The sequence below is a fragment of the Shewanella sp. ECSMB14102 genome (assembly GCF_000813075.1).
GTDB classification, from domain to species: domain Bacteria; phylum Pseudomonadota; class Gammaproteobacteria; order Enterobacterales; family Shewanellaceae; genus Shewanella; species Shewanella indica.
Genome location: NZ_JWGX01000011.1, coordinates 95,704 through 115,709 on the forward strand (window position 1 = coordinate 95,704; position 20,006 = coordinate 115,709).

Annotated in this window: 16 protein-coding genes; 8 read left to right on the top strand and 8 right to left on the bottom strand. The window is 54.0% G+C overall.

The window, feature by feature from the left end:
• Positions 1 to 104 precede the first annotated feature (104 nt).
• Entirely contained in the window at positions 105 to 791 is a 687-nt protein-coding gene (locus tag RC73_RS05295) for a SapC family protein (protein ID WP_039033662.1), read from the bottom strand.
• A gap of 623 nt (positions 792 to 1,414) precedes the next feature.
• Here RC73_RS05295 and RC73_RS05305 point away from each other — a divergent pair.
• The 6 genes from RC73_RS05305 (at position 1,415) to RC73_RS05330 (ending at position 10,474) form a co-directional block, all read left to right on the top strand.
• On the top strand, positions 1,415 to 4,117 hold the full coding sequence (locus RC73_RS05305; RefSeq protein WP_039033664.1) for a family 20 glycosylhydrolase: 2,703 nt from the start codon (positions 1,415 to 1,417) through the stop codon (positions 4,115 to 4,117).
• Positions 4,118 to 4,562: 445 nt separating this feature from the next.
• A complete protein-coding gene (gene nagK, locus RC73_RS05310) occupies positions 4,563 to 5,510 on the top strand; it encodes an N-acetylglucosamine kinase (RefSeq protein WP_052248004.1) in 948 nt (315 codons plus the stop codon).
• The gene (gene nagB-II / locus RC73_RS05315; protein ID WP_039033665.1) at positions 5,507 to 6,505 is read left to right on the top strand and encodes a glucosamine-6-phosphate deaminase NagB-II; all 999 of its coding nucleotides are present in this window, start codon (positions 5,507 to 5,509) and stop codon (positions 6,503 to 6,505) included. The genes nagK and nagB-II overlap by 4 nt, the downstream gene beginning before the upstream one ends.
• 49 nt (positions 6,506 to 6,554) lie before the next feature.
• A complete protein-coding gene (nagA, locus tag RC73_RS05320) occupies positions 6,555 to 7,700 on the top strand; it encodes an N-acetylglucosamine-6-phosphate deacetylase (RefSeq protein ID WP_039033666.1) in 1,146 nt (381 codons plus the stop codon).
• 92 nt (positions 7,701 to 7,792) lie between these two features.
• Positions 7,793 to 8,938, top strand: coding sequence for a transmembrane glucosamine N-acetyltransferase NagX (gene nagX / locus RC73_RS05325; protein ID WP_052248005.1), 1,146 nt, complete (start codon positions 7,793 to 7,795; stop codon positions 8,936 to 8,938).
• Between the two features lie 219 nt (positions 8,939 to 9,157).
• Positions 9,158 to 10,474 carry a sugar MFS transporter gene (locus RC73_RS05330; RefSeq protein WP_039033702.1) on the top strand — a complete coding sequence of 439 codons (1,317 nt, stop codon included), beginning with the start codon at positions 9,158 to 9,160 and terminating at the stop codon, positions 10,472 to 10,474.
• Between the two features lie 237 nt (positions 10,475 to 10,711).
• On the opposite strand, the gene nhaD is transcribed toward RC73_RS05330, so the two are convergent.
• The 4 genes from nhaD to RC73_RS05350 form a co-directional block, all read right to left on the bottom strand.
• Complete coding sequence (gene nhaD / locus RC73_RS05335) at positions 10,712 to 11,962, bottom strand: sodium:proton antiporter NhaD (RefSeq protein WP_039033667.1); 1,251 nt, start codon at positions 11,960 to 11,962, stop codon at positions 10,712 to 10,714.
• A 476-nt stretch (positions 11,963 to 12,438) separates the two neighbouring features.
• The gene (hemL, locus tag RC73_RS05340; RefSeq protein ID WP_039033668.1) at positions 12,439 to 13,722 is read right to left on the bottom strand and encodes a glutamate-1-semialdehyde 2,1-aminomutase; all 1,284 of its coding nucleotides are present in this window, start codon (positions 13,720 to 13,722) and stop codon (positions 12,439 to 12,441) included.
• Between the two features lie 29 nt (positions 13,723 to 13,751).
• A complete protein-coding gene (locus RC73_RS05345; protein ID WP_039033669.1) occupies positions 13,752 to 14,771 on the bottom strand; it encodes an aspartate carbamoyltransferase in 1,020 nt (339 codons plus the stop codon).
• A gap of 124 nt (positions 14,772 to 14,895) precedes the next feature.
• Positions 14,896 to 16,548 carry a chloride channel protein gene (locus RC73_RS05350; RefSeq protein WP_082014254.1) on the bottom strand — a complete coding sequence of 551 codons (1,653 nt, stop codon included), beginning with the start codon at positions 16,546 to 16,548 and terminating at the stop codon, positions 14,896 to 14,898.
• 130 nt (positions 16,549 to 16,678) lie between these two features.
• Between RC73_RS05350 and RC73_RS05355 the strand changes: the two genes are divergently transcribed.
• Positions 16,679 to 17,482: a DUF6776 family protein gene (locus RC73_RS05355; RefSeq protein WP_039033671.1), complete on the top strand. Its 804-nt coding sequence runs from the start codon at positions 16,679 to 16,681 to the stop codon at positions 17,480 to 17,482.
• Positions 17,475 to 17,825 carry an iron-sulfur cluster insertion protein ErpA gene (erpA, locus tag RC73_RS05360; RefSeq protein WP_025010525.1) on the top strand — a complete coding sequence of 117 codons (351 nt, stop codon included), beginning with the start codon at positions 17,475 to 17,477 and terminating at the stop codon, positions 17,823 to 17,825. Before RC73_RS05355 ends, erpA begins: the two co-directional genes overlap by 8 nt.
• Before the next feature lie 62 nt (positions 17,826 to 17,887).
• Here the strand turns inward: erpA and RC73_RS05365 are convergent, their stop codons facing one another.
• From RC73_RS05365 to RC73_RS05375, 3 genes are all read right to left on the bottom strand, one after another.
• Positions 17,888 to 18,307, bottom strand: a complete 420-nt coding sequence (locus RC73_RS05365; protein ID WP_039033672.1) for a hypothetical protein — start codon at positions 18,305 to 18,307, stop codon at positions 17,888 to 17,890.
• Between the two features lie 58 nt (positions 18,308 to 18,365).
• The gene (locus tag RC73_RS05370) at positions 18,366 to 18,743 is read right to left on the bottom strand and encodes a DUF2750 domain-containing protein (protein WP_039033673.1); all 378 of its coding nucleotides are present in this window, start codon (positions 18,741 to 18,743) and stop codon (positions 18,366 to 18,368) included.
• Positions 18,744 to 18,892: 149 nt separating this feature from the next.
• Positions 18,893 to 20,002 carry an anhydro-N-acetylmuramic acid kinase gene (locus RC73_RS05375; RefSeq protein ID WP_039033674.1) on the bottom strand — a complete coding sequence of 370 codons (1,110 nt, stop codon included), beginning with the start codon at positions 20,000 to 20,002 and terminating at the stop codon, positions 18,893 to 18,895.
• Positions 20,003 to 20,006 lie beyond the last annotated feature (4 nt).

A 20,006-nucleotide genomic window follows, 5' to 3' on the forward strand; every position in this document is an offset into this window, starting at 1 on the left:
TTTTAATTCCCTATAGGGCAAACTAACCGTGATCCAATAAGGCGGCGGCCAAGCATTACTGCTTTGGCCGCCGTTTTTATTGTCCCGGAATAGGGATGAGTGGATTAATCCAGCAGCAAGTCGATTTGATTCAGCGAGCACAGGTGAGCATAAACCGGTGAGTAGACGCCGCGCTTGGCAAATTCCAGTTTAACCTCATCGCTCAGGGCATTGAGCTTTTGCTCATCGACGATATAGAGGCCATCTATATTGCTCTTTTCACCCTGTTTGTTGGTTACTGTCAGAGTCTTGGGTTGCAGTAATTCATGGCTGGTCAGGGTCTTGACGAACTGCTTGGTGATCTCACGGTACTCAATCAGGTTGCCGATAAATTCGATGCGGTTTTTCAGGAATTCGGTCTGCTCACCGGTTTCGGTAAACAGGGCTTCGCCCTTGTCTTCGCTGACATGCTTGCTGTTGACATCGATACCGATAAGTACATTTTCCTGGCTGGAGTCTCCGGCGGCAAAAGGTTGCATCCGGCACTGCATAGGTAGGTAACGTCGGGTCCAGGTGTTGTCCTTGATAAAGCAGTTGCTCTCAGGCTTCAGAGAGGTGATGGCAACCGGCTGGAATTCTCCACTTTGGCTGTTCTTGGCGAAAATGATCGGGAAACTGGTGGCGGCAGGCAAAAATTCCTGCACCAGCAAGGGCAACATATGGTGCTGCTCAAATTCGCTGAAATCTATGCCTGGAGTGACTTTCAGAGCCTTGTGTGCGCCGTTGTTGAGCGGGACGTATTGTGCTGTCATTGTCTTTTTATCCTTGTTGTTATCTGAGGTTCCGTCAGCCAATCAACTGACGCACCGGAAAATAAATCGTCACTGAAATATCGGGCCAGAACCGCTTCTTCGGTTGTATTAGTACCGCAAACCAGTAAAAAGTTCAGCTTGAGACTTATTGGCTTGTGACCCCAAGCATGCTGCGGATGTTAACAGTGGGCAAACTGGATGTCATTGTTAAAAATATGTTTGCAAGCGCTGTTTTCAAGGGGGCTTGGGAAAATAAAAATTGTCAAAAAAATGTAGAAATAAGGTTTGTACTTGTGTATGTTTATCGATGACAGCGTTGTCATTGCTTGTGTGACTATTGTTTCCATGACCATGCTGTCTTGTAAGGTCTGCATGTCGAGGATGAGGTCTCCTTTACATGCCTTCCACAGTTGAGTATCTGTCGGGCGGCTGCGCAACTGTGTTTTCAATACTGTAGTCTCTCCCCGGAAACTAGAGTGGGCTGGGTGCTGATTTCAGTACCTGGCCATTTTTTTATCCCGGTTGTCACTCAACATAGCTTGTTGAGGTGGCAGCCACTGCTTGAGTCGACAGGGAATATGGCATCATGGTGAAAACAATAATAAGGACAGGAGAGTAACGGAATGAAGTTAACTATCGCGGCGTTAGCCATTGCCTTGAGCTTGGGGCTGACGGCTTGTTCTGACAAGCCGCCGGCAACCGGGACTGAACCAGGGCAGAGCCAAGCCGGTTCTTCGTCAAAAGCCTCGAGTGAAGATCTGACTCAGAATAAGCTGCATAGCTTTGCCCAGAGTTTGCAGCTGAAATATGCTGTGCTGTCCAATGTGCCGGATGATAACTGCGACCCGAGCCGTGCCGAAGGCCGCTGTTTCCAGGCGCAAATTCGCCTGACTCCGAGCGAAGATCTCAGCGCTTCTGACTGGGCCATCTATTTTAGCCAGATGCGTCCGGTACTCTCGGTTGCCTCGCCTGAGTTTCATATAGAGCATATTCAGGGCGATCTGCATCGTCTGACGCCAACCGCCGCCTTCGGCGGTTTCAAAAAGGGTGTCAGCGAAATCATCAATTTTCGCGGTGAGCTGTGGCAGCTGTCGGAAATCGATGCCATGCCCAACTATTACATGGTTGTTGAGGGGCTCAAGCCGGAGGTCATCGCCAGCACTGAAGTTAAGCAAGACCCGGATACCGGGCTTGAGTTGCTTCCCTATGTGCAGCATTACACGGATGCCGAGAAACAATATCGCCGCAGCTCACAGGATAAGCTGCCCTGGGATACCGCCAATGTTGTCTTCGGCCAAAATGCCGATACTCCCGATGATGCCGGCCTTGCGGTGGCAAGCCTTATTCCTAAGCCGGATTCAGTGACTAGGCTTGAACAAACACCTGTCACCCTCAATGCCGGGATTAAGCTTAACCCGAGCCACATAGCTACCGGAGTCGAGCTGCTATCACTCGAGGCGGCGCTCTTGCGCCTACAAAGGCTGGGTGTCAGCCAGAGCGAGCAAGGATTGGCGCTTAACTTGCTGCCACTTGAGGGAGGGCAAAGCGAGCACTATCGACTCGAGATTGAGGCCGGCGGAATTAACCTGGCCGCCGCAGACGCCGCGGGTTACTCCTATGGCTTGGCGAGTCTTGCCGCCTTGCTGCAGTTGCCTGCCGATGATACCCAATCAATAGCACTGCCACAGCTGCGCATTCAAGATGGCCCCAGATACCCGTTTCGCGGTATGCATCTGGATGTTGGCCGCAACTTCCACTCCAAGGCGTTTGTGCTGAGCCTGCTGGAGCAGATGGCGGCTTATAAACTCAACGTATTGCATCTGCACATGGCCGACGATGAAGGCTGGCGCCTGCAGATCCCCGGCCTGCCGGAGCTGACCGAGATTGGCAGCAAACGCTGCCATGATCTCGATGAAAACCGCTGTTTGCTGCCGCAACTCGGCAGTGGCCCCAATCCTGAGACTCAGGTCAACGGGTACTACACGACCCAGGACTATATCGACATTCTCAAGTTTGCCGCCGCAAGACAGATCCAGGTGATCCCGTCGATGGATATGCCGGGGCACTCCCGCGCCGCTATTAAATCGATGCAGGCCCGCAGCCGCAAGCTATTGGCTCAGGGCGACAGTCAGGCCGCCAGCCAATATCTGCTGGCGGATCCCGAGGATGCCACTGTCTACAGCTCTATTCAGTATTACAACGACAATACGCTCAATGTCTGTATGGAGTCCAGTTACACCTTTGTTGCCAAGGTGATAGATGAAATTGCCAAGCTGCATCAGGCCGCCGGAGTACCGCTTAAGCGCTATCACATAGGTGCCGATGAGACCGCCGGTGCCTGGCTCGACTCGCCGGCCTGTGAACGCTTTATTGCGGCCAATTCGCAGCGAGTGGCCGACAAATCGGCCCTCGGCGCCTACTTTATTGAGCGGGTATCGCAGATGCTGGCCGATCGCGGCATAGAGGCTGCCGGTTGGAGCGATGGCATGAGTCACGTCAACCCGGCCAATATGCCGAGCCCGGTGCAAAGCAATATCTGGGACATAGTCGCCCACGGCGGCTTCAAACGGGCACATGCCCAGGCCAATCTCGGCTGGGATACTGTGCTGTCCAACCCGGAAGTACTCTATTTCGATATGCCGCCGGCGGCCGATCCGAAAGAGCCCGGCTATTACTGGGCCAGTCGCAGCAGCAACAGTCGCAAGTTACACAGCTTTATGCCGGATAACCTGCCGGCCAATGCCGAGCAGTGGGGCGATATTGAGGCCAGGCCTTTTGTCGCCGATGACACAGAGCAACTCAGCCCACAAGGAAAGCGTCTCAGCGGCCCAATGGCGCCGGGCAGGGGCTTTGTTGGCCTACAGGGACAACTCTGGAGCGAGACGATTCGCAGCGACACGACCGCAGCTTATATGATTTTCCCTCGCCTCTTGGTTTTGGCGGAAAAGGCCTGGCATAAGCCGGACTGGGAGCTGGCTTACCGGCATCAGGGGGCAAGTTACAGCCAGGATTCCGGTTATTTCGGTGCCGAGCAGCGACAGGCGCAGGCAGAGGATTGGTATCGACTGGCCAACATCCTGGGGCATAAGGAGTTGGCCAAGCTGGATAAGGCCGGGGTGCATTACCGTTTGCCGTTGCCGGGCGGCAGAATCAAGGATGGCAAGCTTGAGGCCAATATCATCTTTCCCGGGCTCAAGATCCAATATCGCCGACCAGGGGCTGAATGGCAGGAGTATCGCGGCCCTGTGGCAATAGCAGCTCCGCTTGAGCTTCGCAGTGTTTCGCCCGATGGCCGCCGCTATAGCCGGGTTCAGCCACTGAATTAGTCTTTAAGCAGGTACGGATGTGGGCTGGCGTTAACAGATAACGCCAGCCCACGTTGCCTGACTTATTTTTAATGCCCGGTTTTTAATGCCTGGTTTTAATACTTGAGTTGCGTTTAGAAGAGTGGCGTTTAAGAGTGGTTAAGGGGCCCGAGTCGCTCAAAGATAGTGGCTTGCTGAATATTTATTGGTTAATTTTCAATGTATTAGTCAATGGCGAGTCCTAGCCATGAGTCGATTTATCTCTGCTGATTAAAATTAAATGACAACGCTGTCATTTGTGATGTAACATTAGTTTAACCACATGGTTAACGATAGCTTTAACTTGAGTGCGCTCAGTGGAATGTCATCGGGTTAATCCTGAAAGGCGCCTTACTGCAGCGATTTGCCAGTGTTCCGCCGCGCCAGATTGCGCCGTGACCATAAAAGAAACAGAAAGAGGTCTGCCATGGGGGAAAACCCGACACCGGATACACAAGTGTTTATAGGGATAGACGGCGGCGGCAGTAAGTGCCGGGCAACCCTCTACTGCCGGCAAAAGGGTGTGCTGGGAACCGGAGTTGCCGGTCGGGCCAATCCTTTGCACGGTCTGAGCCAAACTTTCGACTCCATCATCAGTGCTACAGGTTTGGCCCTGGCCGATGCCGGTCTGCAGCAAGCCGATTGCGCCAATATGGTGGCCGGTCTCGGGCTTGCCGGTGTCAATATTCCCAGGCTTTATCAGGAGATCCTCGATTGGAGGCATCCCTTTGCCGCCATGTATCTGACCACAGATCTGCATACCGCCTGCATAGGCGCCCACCAGGGGGAAGACGGTGCCGTCATCATCACAGGCACAGGTTCCTGCGGTTATGCCCATGTGGGCGAACGGCAATTGTCTCTCGGTGGTCATGGTTTTGCGCTGGGCGATAAGGGCAGCGGCGCATGGATGGGCTTGAAAGCCGCGGAGCAGGTGTTGTTATCGCTCGATGGTTTTGCGCCGCAAACAGCCCTTGGCGCCAAACTGCTGGCCCATTTCGGGGTGACAGATGCTCTGGGGATAGTGGAAAACCTCGCCGGACGCTCCTCCAGTTGTTATGCCGCCCTGGCGAGAATAGTGCTGTCCTGTGCGGCCGAGGGCGATGATACCGCCACCACTATTGTCAGCGAAGGTGCCGACTATATCAGCCAGTTGGCACGGCGCCTGTTTGAACTCAATCCGCCGCGATTTGCCATGATAGGCGGCCTGGCCGAGCCGCTCCGGCCCTGGCTGGCCGACGATGTGGTCGAACGAATCGCTCCCGTGTTGGCGCCACCGGAAATCGGTGCCGTGCACTTTGCCATGCACCAACACTCGCAATTTTCAGCCCGTCCGGCCGATGCCGGCGCATACGACTTAGCAAAGGTGAAACCATGACCCATACCATAATGGAGCGCGAGGCTCGCAGTGCTCCCGAGAAGATTGCCAACCAGTTGCAGGCCAATGACCAGTTAACCCGGAAACTGGGGCAGCGGCTGCGCGAGTTTGCGCCCAAGTTTGTGATGATTGTGGGTCGCGGCTCTTCCGATCACGCCGGGGTATTTGCCAAGTATCTGTTTGAAATAGAGGCCGGTGTGCCTACCTTTGCCGCCGCGCCTTCGGTGGCCAGTGTCTATGGCAAGCGCTTGCAGTTGGCCGGTGGTCTGGTGATAGTCATCTCTCAGTCGGGACGCAGCCCGGATATTCTGGCCCAGGCCAAGATGGCCCGCGAAGCCGGTGCCTTTTGCGTGGCGCTGGTCAATGATGAAACCGCCCCCATTAAGGACATAGTCGATCTTGTATTGCCGCTTCGCGCCGGAGAGGAGCAGGCGGTGGCCGCCACCAAGAGCTATTTGGCTACCCTGTCGGCGCTGCTGCAACTGGCCGCTGCCTGGACCCAGAGCCCTGAGTTGGCCCGCGCCATAGATGAATTGCCCCAGGCGCTGCAGGCGGCTGTGGATGCAGAACCTCAACTGACTGCCGAATCTTTGCAGCACAGCAACAACCTGGTAGTGCTGGGACGAGGACTGGGTTATGCCATCAGTAAAGAGATAGCGCTCAAACTCAAGGAAGTCTGTGCTATCCATGCCGAGGCCTTCTCCAGCGCCGAGTTTCTTCACGGCCCTGTGACCCTGGTGGAGAACCAGCTCAAAATAGTCGATGTCTGTGTGGCCGATGAATCCTATGCCAGCCATCTTGAGCAGATAGCCGAAGTCGGGCGCCGCGGCGCTGAGTTGGTGCACCTCAAGCAAACCGCCAATGAGGTTCACCCCAGAGTGGCACCACTGGCATTACTGCAGCGTTTTTATATCGATGTGGCCGCTGTGGCCATAGCCAGAGGCATAGATCCGGATCAACCGGCCGGGCTTAAGAAAGTCACCCAAACCCTTTGATTAAAGTGGCCGGCGTGCCCAACCTGGATAACGCAGTGGAGAGCAGAGAATGACGCAAACTTTTATCGCCGAGCGCTTGTTCGATGGCAGGCAATATCATCACAATCTGAGCTTTGCCGTGGAGAACGGCCATCTGCAGGCCTTGGGCTCTGCGGCAGGTTCAGATGCTATCCGCCTGCAAGGCCTGGTCGTACCCGGATTTATCGATGTGCAGGTCAATGGTGGTGGCGGCGCGCTGTTTAACGGCGAGCCTACACTCGAGTGTATCGCAACCATAGCCCGGGCCCACGCCAGGTTCGGCACCACGGGCTTCTTGCCGACCCTGATCAGCGACAGAATCGAGGTGATGAACCGCGCGGCCGATGCGGTGGCCGAGGCGATAGCCAGGCAAAGCACAGGGGTGTTGGGGATACATTTTGAGGGGCCGCACTTGTCTGTGCCGAAGAAAGGTGTGCATCCACAGCAATATATCCGCCGAATTTCCGATGCCGAGCTGGCACTGTTCAGCCGTCAGGACTTGGGTGTTCGTTTGGTGACCCTGGCGCCGGAAAATGTGGCGCCTGAGGTTATCAGTGCCTTGGTCGAGGCCGGTGTCCGTGTTTGTCTAGGTCACTCCAATGCCGACTATGATACCGTGCGTTCGGCCCTGGCGGCAGGTGCCAGCGGTTTTACTCACCTCTACAACGCCATGTCGCCCTTGGGCTCCAGAGCACCGGGTATGGTGGGCGCCGCCATAGAGGACGAGGCCAGTTGGTGTGGCCTTATCGTCGATGGTCATCATGTGCATCCGGCCGCAGCCAAGGTGGCTATCCGCGCCAAGGCTAAAGGCAAGATTATTTTGGTGACGGACGCCATGCCACCTGTGGGGTTGGAGCAAGATGCCAGTTTTGAGCTCTTTGGCCAGCAGGTGCTGCGCCAGGGCGACAGACTCAACGCCATCACAGGAGAGCTGGCCGGATGTGTGCTGGATATGAATACCGCGGTGCGAAACGCTGTCTCTCTGCTGGGGCTCAGTGTTGAAGAATCCATGCGGATGGCGAGCGAGTATCCAGCGGCATTTCTTGGGCTTGAGCAGCAAGGCCACTTGGCTGCGGGCAAACGTGCCGATTTCCTGGTGCTCGATAATGAATTCAAGGTGCAAAGCACCTATATCGGCGGTCAATTGGTTTACGCCGCCGAGGAAAGAGTGCAGTGAAATAAGCCGTTGCGCCAAGAACGCGATTAACCCTCTTCACCTAAGCAGTGCAGCTTTTACCCGGATAAAGATAATAACAACAGGGAAGCCCTATGACTGAAAAGATTGCGGCGGCAACTGAGACCGCCAACAAGCCCAGGCTGATGTCGCTCGATGCGCTGCGGGGCTTTGACATGTTCTGGATCCTCGGCGGTGAAGCGCTGTTTGCCGCCCTCTTGCTGCTGACTACTTGGAGTGGCTGGCGTTGGTTCGATGGCCAGATGCACCACAGCAGTTGGCATGGTTTTACCTTCTACGATCTTATCTTCCCGCTGTTTATCTTCCTCTCCGGCGTTGCCCTGGGTTTGTCTCCCAAGCGTCTGGACAAGTTGGCGTTTGCCGAGCGACTTCCAAAATATAAGCACGCAGTTAAGCGTTTGGCTTTACTGCTGTTTTTTGGCGTGCTCTACAATCACGGCTGGGGGACGGGCATGCCGGTGGCCCTGGATGAGATACGCTATGCCAGCGTCTTGGGGCGTATCGCCTTCGCCTGGTTTTTTGCCGCCATGCTGGTGTGGCACACAGGGCTCAGAACCCAGATCTATGTTGCTGTCGCTATCTTGCTGGGATACGCCATGGTGCAGCTGTGGCTGCCGGTCCCGGGCGGCAGTGCCGGGGACTTTAGCGCCGCCGGTTCTATCAACGCCTGGGTAGACAATCATTTCCTGCCCGGGATCAGCTACCAACATAAGCCTTATGATCCGGAAGGCCTGTTATCGACCCTTCCCGCAGTGGTCAATGCTTTGGCCGGTGTGTTTGTGGGCCGCTTTTTGCAGCAGCAAAGTTTTTCAGCCTGGGGCAGGGTAGGTTTGCTGTGTCTGGCCGGGCTTGTTTGTTTGGGGCTTGGCTGGCTGCTTAATCCTCTGATCCCGGTCAATAAAGATCTCTGGACCAGCAGTTTTGTGCTGGTGAGCAGCGGCTGGAGCCTGTTGCTGCTGGCACTGTTTTACGCCGTTATCGATGTGCTTGGGCTGCGTTGGTTGGGTTTCCCCTTTGTGGTGATTGGTTGCAACGCCATCATCATCTATCTCGCTTCCAGTCTGGTTCAGTGGCGCTATAGCAGCGAAAGTCTGCTTGGCGGTTTTATCAATAGCGCTCCCGAGAACTGGCAGCCACTGCTTGGGGTATTGGCCATGCTCGGGGTGCAATGGTTGCTGCTCTGGTGGATGTATCGCAGGCAGTTGTTTATTCGGGTTTAGCTTGCCTAAGTGAGGTGAACAAGCGGTAATCTGCCGGGTTTAAAATTAATGACAGCGTTGTCTTTTTTGTTATTATGACGTAACTTTATTGAAACAAAGCCGTGTGTAAAGCTGCCGCGGCATCAAGGTTTCAAGGGTTAAACACCACTCAAGATGGATGGGGCGCCGATAAATTTGGTTGCCAAACAATAAATTACTATAAGAAGCAGGTTTATGAACATGACAGTTGCTACCCCGGCTGACGCAGCCTCAAGAAGCAGTTTTCTGCCTATGACTATCGTAGGTGCGCTGTTTTTCATCTTTGGATTTGTGACCTGGTTGAATGGTTCATTGATCCCTTTTCTGCAAATCATCTGTGAGCTCAATGAGTTTCAGGCACTGTTTGTCACCTTTGCCTTCTACATCGCTTATACCGTGATGGCGCTGCCCATGTCGTCTATCCTGCGCCGTACCGGCTATCGCAATGGCATGGCGGTGGGGCTGGGGATCATGGCCGTCGGCTCTATGCTGTTTATTCCCGCCGCCTTCAGCGCCAACTTTTTAATGTTCCTGCTGGCGCTTTTTGTACTGGGAACCGGCCTGACCATTTTGCAGACGGCGTCCAACCCCTATGTGGTGCATATTGGTCCAAAGGAGAGCGCCGCCATGCGGATCTCCATCATGGGGTTGATTAACAAGGGGGCCGGGGTGATAGTGCCTATCCTGTTTACCGCTTTGGTACTGGCTGATCTGGAAGGGTTCACCGCCGGGCATCTGGCTGCCATGGCCCCGGCCGAGCGAGAAGCCCAAATAAGCGAACTGTCTTCGCGTCTGGTGATGCCCTATATCTATATGACGCTGGCGCTTGTGGTATTGATTGCACTGGTGAAGTTTTCTGCTTTGCCGGAAATCGCCTTCGAGGGAGAAGAGGGAGAGCACGCCGACAAGAGCGGTATAGTGCATTTCCCTCAGGTGATCCTGGGCGCCATAGCCATCTTTGCCTATGTGGGGGTTGAAGTGATTGCCGGTGATACCATAGGCCTCTATGGTGCTAGCCTCGAGGTCAACAATTTCGCATCCCTGACCTCCTACACCATGGTGTTTATGGTTATCGGCTACCTTTTGGGGGTTAGTTGTATTCCACGTTTTATCAGCCAGGAAAAGGCTTTACTCGCCTCGGCCTTGGCGGGTATTGCTTGCATCTTTGGTATCATCTTCTCATCGGCCGAGAGCCATGCTATCTCGTCGCTGCTGTGGGGGTGGAGCGGTATTCCAACTATTCCGGATACAGTCACCTTTGTCGCCATGATGGGCCTGGCTCACGCTCTGGTTTGGCCTTCTGTGTGGCCGCTGGCGCTGGAAGGGCTGGGCAAGTACACGGCCCAGGGCTCGGCGCTGCTGATCATGGGTATTTCAGGTGGCGCCATACTGCCGCTGATATTCGGCAAGATCGCCCACTTCAGCGACAATGTGCAGTTGGGTTACTGGATAGGCTTGCCCTGTTATCTGTTTATTCTCTTCTATGCGCTGAAAGGCCATAAGATGCGTAGTTGGTAAACAGGGAAATTCCGGGCATAAAGAAGCCACCTGCTAAACAGGTGGCTTCTTGCTTATCAAGGTATCTCTCGTATTCTTCTGTAACTCTGGCTCTTGCAACAAATAGAATAGATAAAGAAACCAGTTAACCTTTCCGTGCCGAGCTTGGCAGGGAATCAATTCCAACTTGGATTAGTCGTACGCTTGTGGCTATGAGCCATTGGTTCCTTGATTGAGCCGTTATCGCTGACATAGATATCAAATGCCGTAGAAGTAGTTACCCAGTAGCAACGTCAGAGCATAGCCCACCGAGTAGCACAGCAGCAGCGCTGGTACATACTTGAGGTAGGAGACAAAAGTCAACTCTTTGACCTTGCTCATGGCGATGATCCCGGCCGCCGAACCTATTACCAGCAGAGAGCCACCAACACCTACTGCGTAGGTCAGGCCGAGCCACTCTGGTGTGGTCAGTTGCGGTGCGGCTTTCAAAAGTGCCGCGGTCAAGGGCACGTTATCCAATACCGCCGAGCCCATACCTGTGACAAAGTTGGAAATGTTGGGGTCGTGACGGGCGTAGACCTGGGCCAGCAGATCCAGCGTTCCTATCTCTTTGAGCATCCCTACCAACAAGAGGATCCCGAGGAAGAACAGCAAGGTGTCGTATTCCACTTGGCGGATATACTCGAGGATCTGCAGCTCTTCTTTGTCGTTACGGGCGGTGTGGCCCACCAGGAACATGATTGACAACCCGGTGAGGAAAGTCAGCACGGGGGGAATGGCAAACAGAATATTCAGTGCCATGGTCATCAATATGGTGGTGAAGAAGATGATGGCTATCAGCACATCCACTGTCTCGTAACTTTGACGAATAGGTGTGGTGGACACCTCGCCCTTGGCATTGAGGGAGAAGAGTATTGCCAGCAACATCACGCTGAACGCCGCCGGCAGCACCAACATCAACAGCTCTGACATATGCACATGGCCGCCGAGGAAGATCATCAGGGTGGTGACGTCACCCGTTATCAGGGAAACCCCTCCTGAGTTGACGGCAAAGATAATCAATACCGCCATCCGGCGACGCATCTGTTTGTCGAGTTTGAAGGTGGTCAGCAGTCCCAGAGAGACCAAGGTAGCGGTGACGTTGTCACAGATGGCCGACAATACCAGGGAAAACAGGGCTACTTGCAGCATCAGCATCCGGGTGCTCACCCGTTGCGGAAACAGCTTCTGCACTAAAATTTGGATCATGCCCTTGGCGTTGAGGTAGGCCACAAAGGTCATGGTCGACATCAAAAACAGCCAGAGCGTCGCGATTTCCAGCAGGTTTTCATTGAGTTGATGCTCTACCAGCTTTTCATGGCCGGGGTCGCCGGCAGACATGAACAGAGCTATCCAGGAGATACAACCGAAAAACAGAGTCGTTTTGGCTTTGTTGAGGTGAGTCACCTCTTCAAAAATGATACTCAGCAGTGCCAACACCGCCAGTATGATAAGAAAGGTATAGAGCATAAATGCAATTCCAACTGCTGATTTTATGTTCGTCTGCCCTGGGGGATGTGGGCAGTTTTTGTGTTGGCCATCAAGGTTCAGTTAATCAAGCTGTGATAGCGCGTGCGCATCAGACCACACTGACATGGATAACGCAACTGTTAACTGGAACACATTTTCTTAGACTTTGTGATAAGCATCCGTCTACTTTCGGGCTAAGCCAGTGATTTGGTCTGTTTATTTTTTATATCTTGGTGTTTTGTACTGATTGGGTTTGTTTGGCAGTGAAACGCGACAGTCGACTCGCGAGCCGGTGGCAAGTTGGCGTGACAGCCATGGTGCAGCTTTAATTGACTTGTGAGTATGGCGCTGGGTGGAAAATTGCAGAAGGGGAATTGAGCAACCTGAGTTCGAGCTGGACGCCAGAGAAATCTACCCGGCGGGAGTGGGCATAAAAAACGGGGCCGTATAGGCCCCGTTTTCAATCCATCTGCGGATTACTTCATGCGTGCCAAGACGCGATCGGCTGCATCCAGAGTCGCTTGCAGCTCTTGCTCGCCGTGAGCCATAGACAGGAAACCTGCTTCAAAGGCGCTTGGTGCCAGGTAAATACCTTCATCCAACATGCCGTGATAGAAGGCGCGGAACTGCTCCATATTGCACTTGGTGACCTGCTCAAAGCCGGTGATCTTCTCTTCATCGGTAAAGAAGAAACCAAACATGCCGCCAACATAGTTGATGGCCATAGGGATACCATGTTTGTCGGCCGCGGCCTTGAAGCCTTCGGCAATACGCTTGGTCTTGGCAGCCAGATCTTCATAGAGGCCAGGCTCTGACAGGGCTTCCAGCTGGGCCAGACCTGCGGTCATGGCGATAGGGTTACCTGAAAGGGTACCGGCTTGGTACACAGGGCCGGTCGGGGCAATATACTGCATGACTTCTTTCTTGCCACCGAAGGCACCAACCGGCATACCGCCGCCGATAACTTTACCCAGAGTGGTCAGATCCGGTGTCACGCCATAGTGGCCTTGAGCACCGCTCTTGGAGACGCGGAAGCCTGTCATCACTTCGTCGATGATTAACAGGGCGCCGAACTGATCGCATAGCTCACGCAGTCCTTCAAGGAAACCTGCAACCGGCGGGATACAGTTCATGTTGCCGGCAACCGGCTCAAGTATGATACAGGCGATATCCTGCGGATGCTGGCTGAACAGCTCTTTGACTGAGTCCAGATCGTTATAGACAGCAGTCAGAGTGTGCTTGGCGAAGTCAGCTGGGATCCCAGGGGAGCTGGGCTGACCCAGAGTCAGGGCGCCTGAGCCGGCCTTAACCAGCAGACAGTCGGCATGGCCGTGGTAGCAGCCTTCGAACTTGAGGATTTTGTCTCTGTTGGTGTAACCACGAGCCAAGCGTATGGCGCTCATGGTAGCTTCTGTACCAGAGCTCACCATGCGTACCTGTTCAATGGAAGGTACCATCTCAATGACTTTTTCTGCCATCTGCACTTCCAGTTCGGTAGGTGCGCCGAAAGACAGACCGTTCTCCACCGCCTTGAGAACTGCTTCGCGGATCTTGGGATGGTTGTGACCCAGGATCATAGGCCCCCAGGAACCGACATAGTCGATATAGGCTTTGCCGTCGGCATCATAGATATAGGCACCGTCGGCCTTTTCGATGAAGCGGGGAGAGCCGCCTACACCATTGAAGGCACGTACTGGCGAGTTCACACCGCCGGGGATGGTTTTCTTGGCCTGTTCAAACAGGTCTTCAGAACGGGTCATGTTTAATCCTTAAAGTCAGTGGCCGCTCTTTAGCGATTGGCCTTGCGTGAATACCAGTTAACCGGACACTCGTATTTTTCCAACTGATTGTCCACCCCGAGTGTCAGGGCAAACAGTGCCATGCGGATCAACAAGCCATTGTCGGCCTGACGGAAGATAGCCAGGTTGGGATGGTTGTTAAGATCATTGTCCAGCTCATTGGCCTGCAGCCTGGAGTCCCGAGGCAATGGATGCATGATCACTGTGTTGGACTTACAATTTTTGGTGTATATGGCGCTGTTCAAACGGAACTTGCCACGATACTTATCGGCTTCCTCCTGCGAGGGGAAGCGCTCTTCCTGAATGCGCGTCAGATAGAGTATATCAGCCTGATCTAAATTGCCTTCCAGTTGGTCTGTTATTGTGATCTTATGCCCGGCATTTTCAATGTCGGCGATCACATAGTCAGGCATTGCCAGCTCGGCAGGGGAGATCAGGGTGAAGCTGATGTTCTTGTACATGCACAGTAGACGCGACAGCGAGTGCACAGTGCGGCCGTATTTGAGATCGCCCACCATGGCGATATGCATACCGTCTATGCCTAAGCCTTTGCTGTGCAGCTCTTTCTGTATGGTGAACAGATCCAGCAGTGCCTGGGTTGGATGCTCGTTGGCACCATCGCCGCCGTTAATCACAGGCACCCGGCTGCCTTCGGCAAATTCGCGTACCGAGTAGGACTCGGGGTGGCGCATGGCTATCACGTCCGAGTAGCTGGACAACACCCTGGCGGTATCGTAGAGGGACTCCCCCTTGGACAGCGACGAGGAGGCCATGCCGACCGTTTCAGCAACCCGGCCGCCAAGCAGGTTGAAGGCGCAGCCGAAGCTGACCCGGGTGCGGGTGCTGGGTTCAAAAAATAGATTGCCGAGAATAGCACCGTCCAGCACCTTGGTACGCTTCTCGCGTAGTGCGTATGGGGTCATCTTTTGGGCTACTGAGAAAATGGTTTGAATGGCGTCCAGATCTAACTGGTTTACAGAGAGGATATGTGATCCCTGGAAATGGTTCATCAGCCTTGGTTTCCAATGCAGTTGGGTGTTGACACTGAGGTCTGGACCCATGGGTTATGTAGGGTTTGGCTGAGACGCAACTATAACAGAAGGCGGCGGTCATGAAAATGACTGATGACTGAAATTACACTTCTCCGGCACGGATTTCCTGCTGCAGGTTAGACCAACTGATCACTCCGACGATATTCTCCGGGTTATCTTGATAGATATAGACTTCACCGGCACGTTTCGGTGCCAGTATTTCATACACCTCGTTGAGGGTGGCCGAGTCGGGTAGCCCCTGGATCCTGTGTTGGGTCAGGCTGGTGTCAGTGTCAAACGAAGGCATCTGCAACTCCAGCATGGCAATCTGGCCTTCGGCATCTCTGGCAAGCACGGGCCTGCCCTGGGCGCGTTTCATTACTTCCAGCAGCAGTTCATCATTGTTGTTGACTATCACTATGCGCCTGTCCATCAGGGCGCGTACCCCGAGTTTCTGTAACCCCAGGTTAACCGGGGCCACTTTATAACCCAGGCCCATGATATCCAACTGACGAAAGAATATGGATTTGGCATTCAGCCCCTGATAGGCGATGAGGTAGGCGGGCACGGCCACTATCATTCCGGGCAGTATGATGGAGGCATCATTGGTCATCTCCAGCAGCGCCACCAGGGCGGCGAGCGGTGCACTGAGGCAAACCCCCATCATGGCGGTCATGCCGATGACGGTATAGAGCCCGGCATAGGGGGCCACCGAGGGAAACAGCAGCGCGGTCGCCTGAGCCAGAATGGCGCCGCCCAAGGCGCCTATACCGTAGAGTGGGCCTATGATCCCACCCGGGATCCCAAGGCCGATAGCGGCAATGGTTGCGATAATCTTGGCCAGCAATACCGCCAGCAAAAACCAGATGGCCGGATTGTCGCTGACCGCAAGTCCTATGGCCATTTCACCGCTGCCCAATGCCTGAGGCAGCACCAGGCCTATCAAAGTGGTGATAACACCCGCCAGTAACAGGCGGATAATCAAGGGCCAGTGTTGGCCGCGCTCGGTCACCTGAATAAGGCTGTGATTGAATAAGGCCGCGGCGACCCCCAGCACTATACCGCCGAGTGCCAGCAGCGGGTACTGATCCAGTGGAATATGGCTGACCTTGATGGCATCAAACTCGTGGATATTACCGAACACCACCTGGCTGGATACGGCGCCGCAGATGGCCGACAGCATGATGGGGAAGAAGTACTGTACCTTGTATTCCCTGAGCACCACTTCGAGGACAAATACCACGGCGGCCAAGGGCGCGTTAAAGGTGGCGGCTATCCCGGCGGCTATGCCGCTGGCGCACATGATGCGTACACTGTTGTCCGGCAGCTTGAATTTTTCCGCCAATACCGAGGCGGTGACCGCCCCCAGATGAATTGCCGGGCCTTCACGACCGACCGAGAAGTTGCTCGCCAGTGCAAACAGCGCCTGAAAAAACTGCCCCGGTGCCGACTGCAGCGGAATTTTGCCGTAATGCAGTTTCACCCTGTGCAGCACATAGGCTATGCCCATCCGCTTGTAGCGTTTGGAGCCGAATTTGGCGACAATCCAGATCAAAAAAGCCCCAAAAAGTGGTAACAGGACTCGCCAGTCACCGATTGAGCCCGTAAAATCCCATTCTTGTGTTTGGGTAAAATGATTGGCCCATTGCAGCAGCAGGCGAAATAGTATGATGACAGCCGAGGCCATCAGCGCAAACAACAGGGCCAGCAGACACAGTTGAATACTGATCCTCGTTTGGGACAGCTTGTCTCTCATCTGGTGGCGCAGATACTTTCGCGCCTCAAGTTTGAACTTTCTGAATCTTGTCTGCACTGCTGCTTTCCGAAGCCTGATGTGAAATCTTAGTACCCAAGATGGAAATTTTTATATAAGGGGCTGTTAGTTAATGGCAAATTATCATCGCTGGCTCGATCGCCTGCAAGTGATGGAGCGAAATATTCGCCCATCCAGTCTGTATTTGTTGCTCTTGGTCATGGTGGCCTTTCTGACTGGACTGCTCAGCTATCACTTTTTTATTCCGCCAGCAGAAGTCAAATTTCAACGAAACGATGGCAAGAGTCAGCGATTGCAGATCGAGTTACAGGAGCAGGCGCAGCAGTTGGCGAGCCGCAATTTGGAGCTGAGCCTGGCCAAGGAAGCCAACGAACAGATGCAGCAGCTGTTCAACAAACAGCATAAAAAGCAGCAGGAGCTGGAACGTGAGTTGGCCTTCTACCGCAGTATCATGGCGCCGGAGTATAATGCCGAAGGGGTGGCTATTCATGGTTTGGAATTGATGCCTTTAGCCACAGCTGGACAGTTTCGCCTCAAATTGGTGCTGACCCAGTTGCAAAAGCGTAAGCAGGCGCTCAAGGGAAGAAGTGAGATACTTCTCATTGGCATGCAAGAGGGCAAGCAAGTCGAACTGAATTTAGCTAAACTGGTGGACACCAAGTTGGCATTTAACTTCAAGTACTTTCAGGTACTGGAAGCGGAATTTACCCTGCCTGAAGGGTTTGAATTACAGCAGATGAAAGCCAAGGTCGTTGTGCCTGCGAGTCGCTGGAGCAAAGGCGCCGAAACCGAGCAAAGTTTCAGCTTGCCTGAGTTGCTTGAGGGCGAAAAAGATCCCGGCATAATACTTGAACAAAATAGTCAGGTAACAGATAATCTGCCACAGCAAACAGATGTAAGAGGTAGTAATGACTGAACAAGCTGAATCAGCTATGCCCATCCAGTTTACCGATGCGGCGGCAACCAAGGTCAAGGCCTTGCTGGAAGAAGAACAGAACAGTGCGCTGAAGCTGCGGGTCTATGTCACGGGCGGCGGCTGCTCAGGTTTTCAGTATGGCTTCACCTTTGACGAAAAAGTGAATGAAGGCGATTTCACTGTGGAAAAACAAGGGGTACAGCTGGTCGTTGATCCCATGAGCCTGCAATACCTCGTTGGCGGTGAAGTGGATTACACCTCAGGGCTGGAAGGTTCGCGTTTTTTCGTCAAAAACCCAAACGCCACCACCACCTGTGGCTGTGGGGCCAGCTTCTCGGTATAACCGAGAATAAAAGCAGCAAAAAGCCGTCCACTGGGATGGCTTTTTTGTGGGCGCAAGGCCGGTTACTGCATCAGGTTGAAGTTCATCTTACGCTTGAAGAAGGCTTTGACCTTGGGGGTAAAGGCTATCCATACCTGCAGCATGCAAAAGCCTATCAGAAAGCTGAAAATGGCCCAGTCCGGTGCCTTGATCTGAAAACCTGTGATTTTGAGTGAGTTAGGCCCAGTAGCTACACTGTCGCCCTGATCCAGAAGATAGGGCAAGAAACTCACCAGCGCGAGTTGCACCAAGGTATAGAGTCGTAGTGCCCATAAGCCGGCTTGATGGCGCGCTAATACCGCCAACACCATGATCAGCGTCAGCAGACAAAAGATAACGCCTTGACCGGCAATCAGACCACTGACCGCGGCAGCGATATAAAGTAGCATCAGCAGCAGTAGGCGTTTGGGAATGGCGTAGCTTTCTGTGGCGGTTTGGCTCATCTCGCGGTGCTCCTTTTGCGCTATTGAATCATGTTCTATTGAATCATGCTCCATCGACTCAGTGACGCGTCTTGGGCGCCAGTCGCTGCTCCAGCTCATGTGGCGGGATCACTACGCCGAGATCTTCCAGCATAGGGAAGACGGCAACATAGAGCTCGTCATCTTCCATACCTGGAACCCAGCGCTCCAGCCACTCGGCCAGGCCGATAGACAGCGGTCGGCAATCTTGCCAATCATCCTCGGCCCACAGGGAAGCCGTCTCTTCACTGGGCCAAACTGGAATACAGTCTTCATCATCCGTGGTCAGCATCACGCAGCCGTCATTGTCTTGTAATACCCACAGCTCTTTATGTTCTTTTACCTGCTCTACCAGAAAGTCGTAGCGGCCTTCCGGTGTCATACCGGCGAACTGGGCCTGGGTTTGTTTCTTGCTCATGGTGACATCTCATCTCGGTGGCCACGGCACTGCGCCCGGCCAAAAATTGACGGCATGTTAACATTGCTTGCAGGCAAGAAAAAGCGCCCCGCAGGGCGCAATGGCTAATTCCTGTTTTTCAGCCTTGCCTGGTTGAAGCCAATCTTTTCTCAGGCGGCGGGGAAACGGGCACCGAGCACGGCTTCGCGGCTGGCGCCGGTTACCGCCGGCAGGTTCGCCGGTAAGCCTTGATGGTGGCGCAGCGCCAGCCAGGCAAACGCTATGCCTTCCACCCACTTGGGATCAATACCCAAAGCCGAGGTAGTGGCTATGCTGTGCTTTGGTAACTGGGCCCCGAGGCGTTTCATCAATACGCCATTGAGCGCGCCGCCACCACAGACATAGATTTCGCCATCCGGGCTCAGCTTGGCTATGTCTCTGGCAATGCTGTGACAGGTGAGATCCAAGAGTGTCGATTGAATATCTTCTTCCGGCAGATGGCTGAACAGCGCCAGTTGTTGATCCAACCAGGCGTTGTTGAATAGCTCTCTGCCCGTGCTCTTGGGATAATCCAGTGAGAAATAGGGGTGTGATAACAACTGCGCCAGAAACTCCGCCGAACTGTTGCCGCTTTCGGCCCACTGGCCATCTTCATCAAACGGCAGTTGTCTTATCTGCTGGCTCCAGGCGTCTATCAGGGTGTTTCCCGGGCCGGTATCAAAGCCAAGGATCTCCCGGTTATCGGCGGGCAGGAAAGTGATGTTGGCGATGCCGCCGATATTGAGAATGAAGCGATTTATACCTGGGTGTGAGAATATCTGCTGGTGGAATGCCGGCACCAAGGGAGCACCCTGGCCACCGAGGGCGACATCCTTACGGCGAAAGTCGGCGATAACATCTATACCGGTTTCGGCGGCGATTGTGTTGGGGTCGCCAATTTGCAGGGTAAAGCCCACTTCCAGGTTGGGCATGTGGCGTACTGTCTGGCCGTGGCTGCCGATAGCACAGATCTGTTCTTTACTCACCCCAGTCTTGGCCAGCAGTTGCTTGACCGCGGCTGCAAACACCTTACCCACAGTGCGATCCAGCCGTCCCAAACGGTTAATTTCATCTGTATCCGGTTGGCACAGACGCTGCAACCCCTTGAACAAATGAGTGGGCAACGGCTCTGTATGTTGGCCAAGCAGCTTAGGTTGACCACTGCTGAAGTCCACTAATACGGCATCAACGCCGTCCATGCTGGTGCCGGACATCAGCCCAATAAAGTATCCTGAATTCATCTAT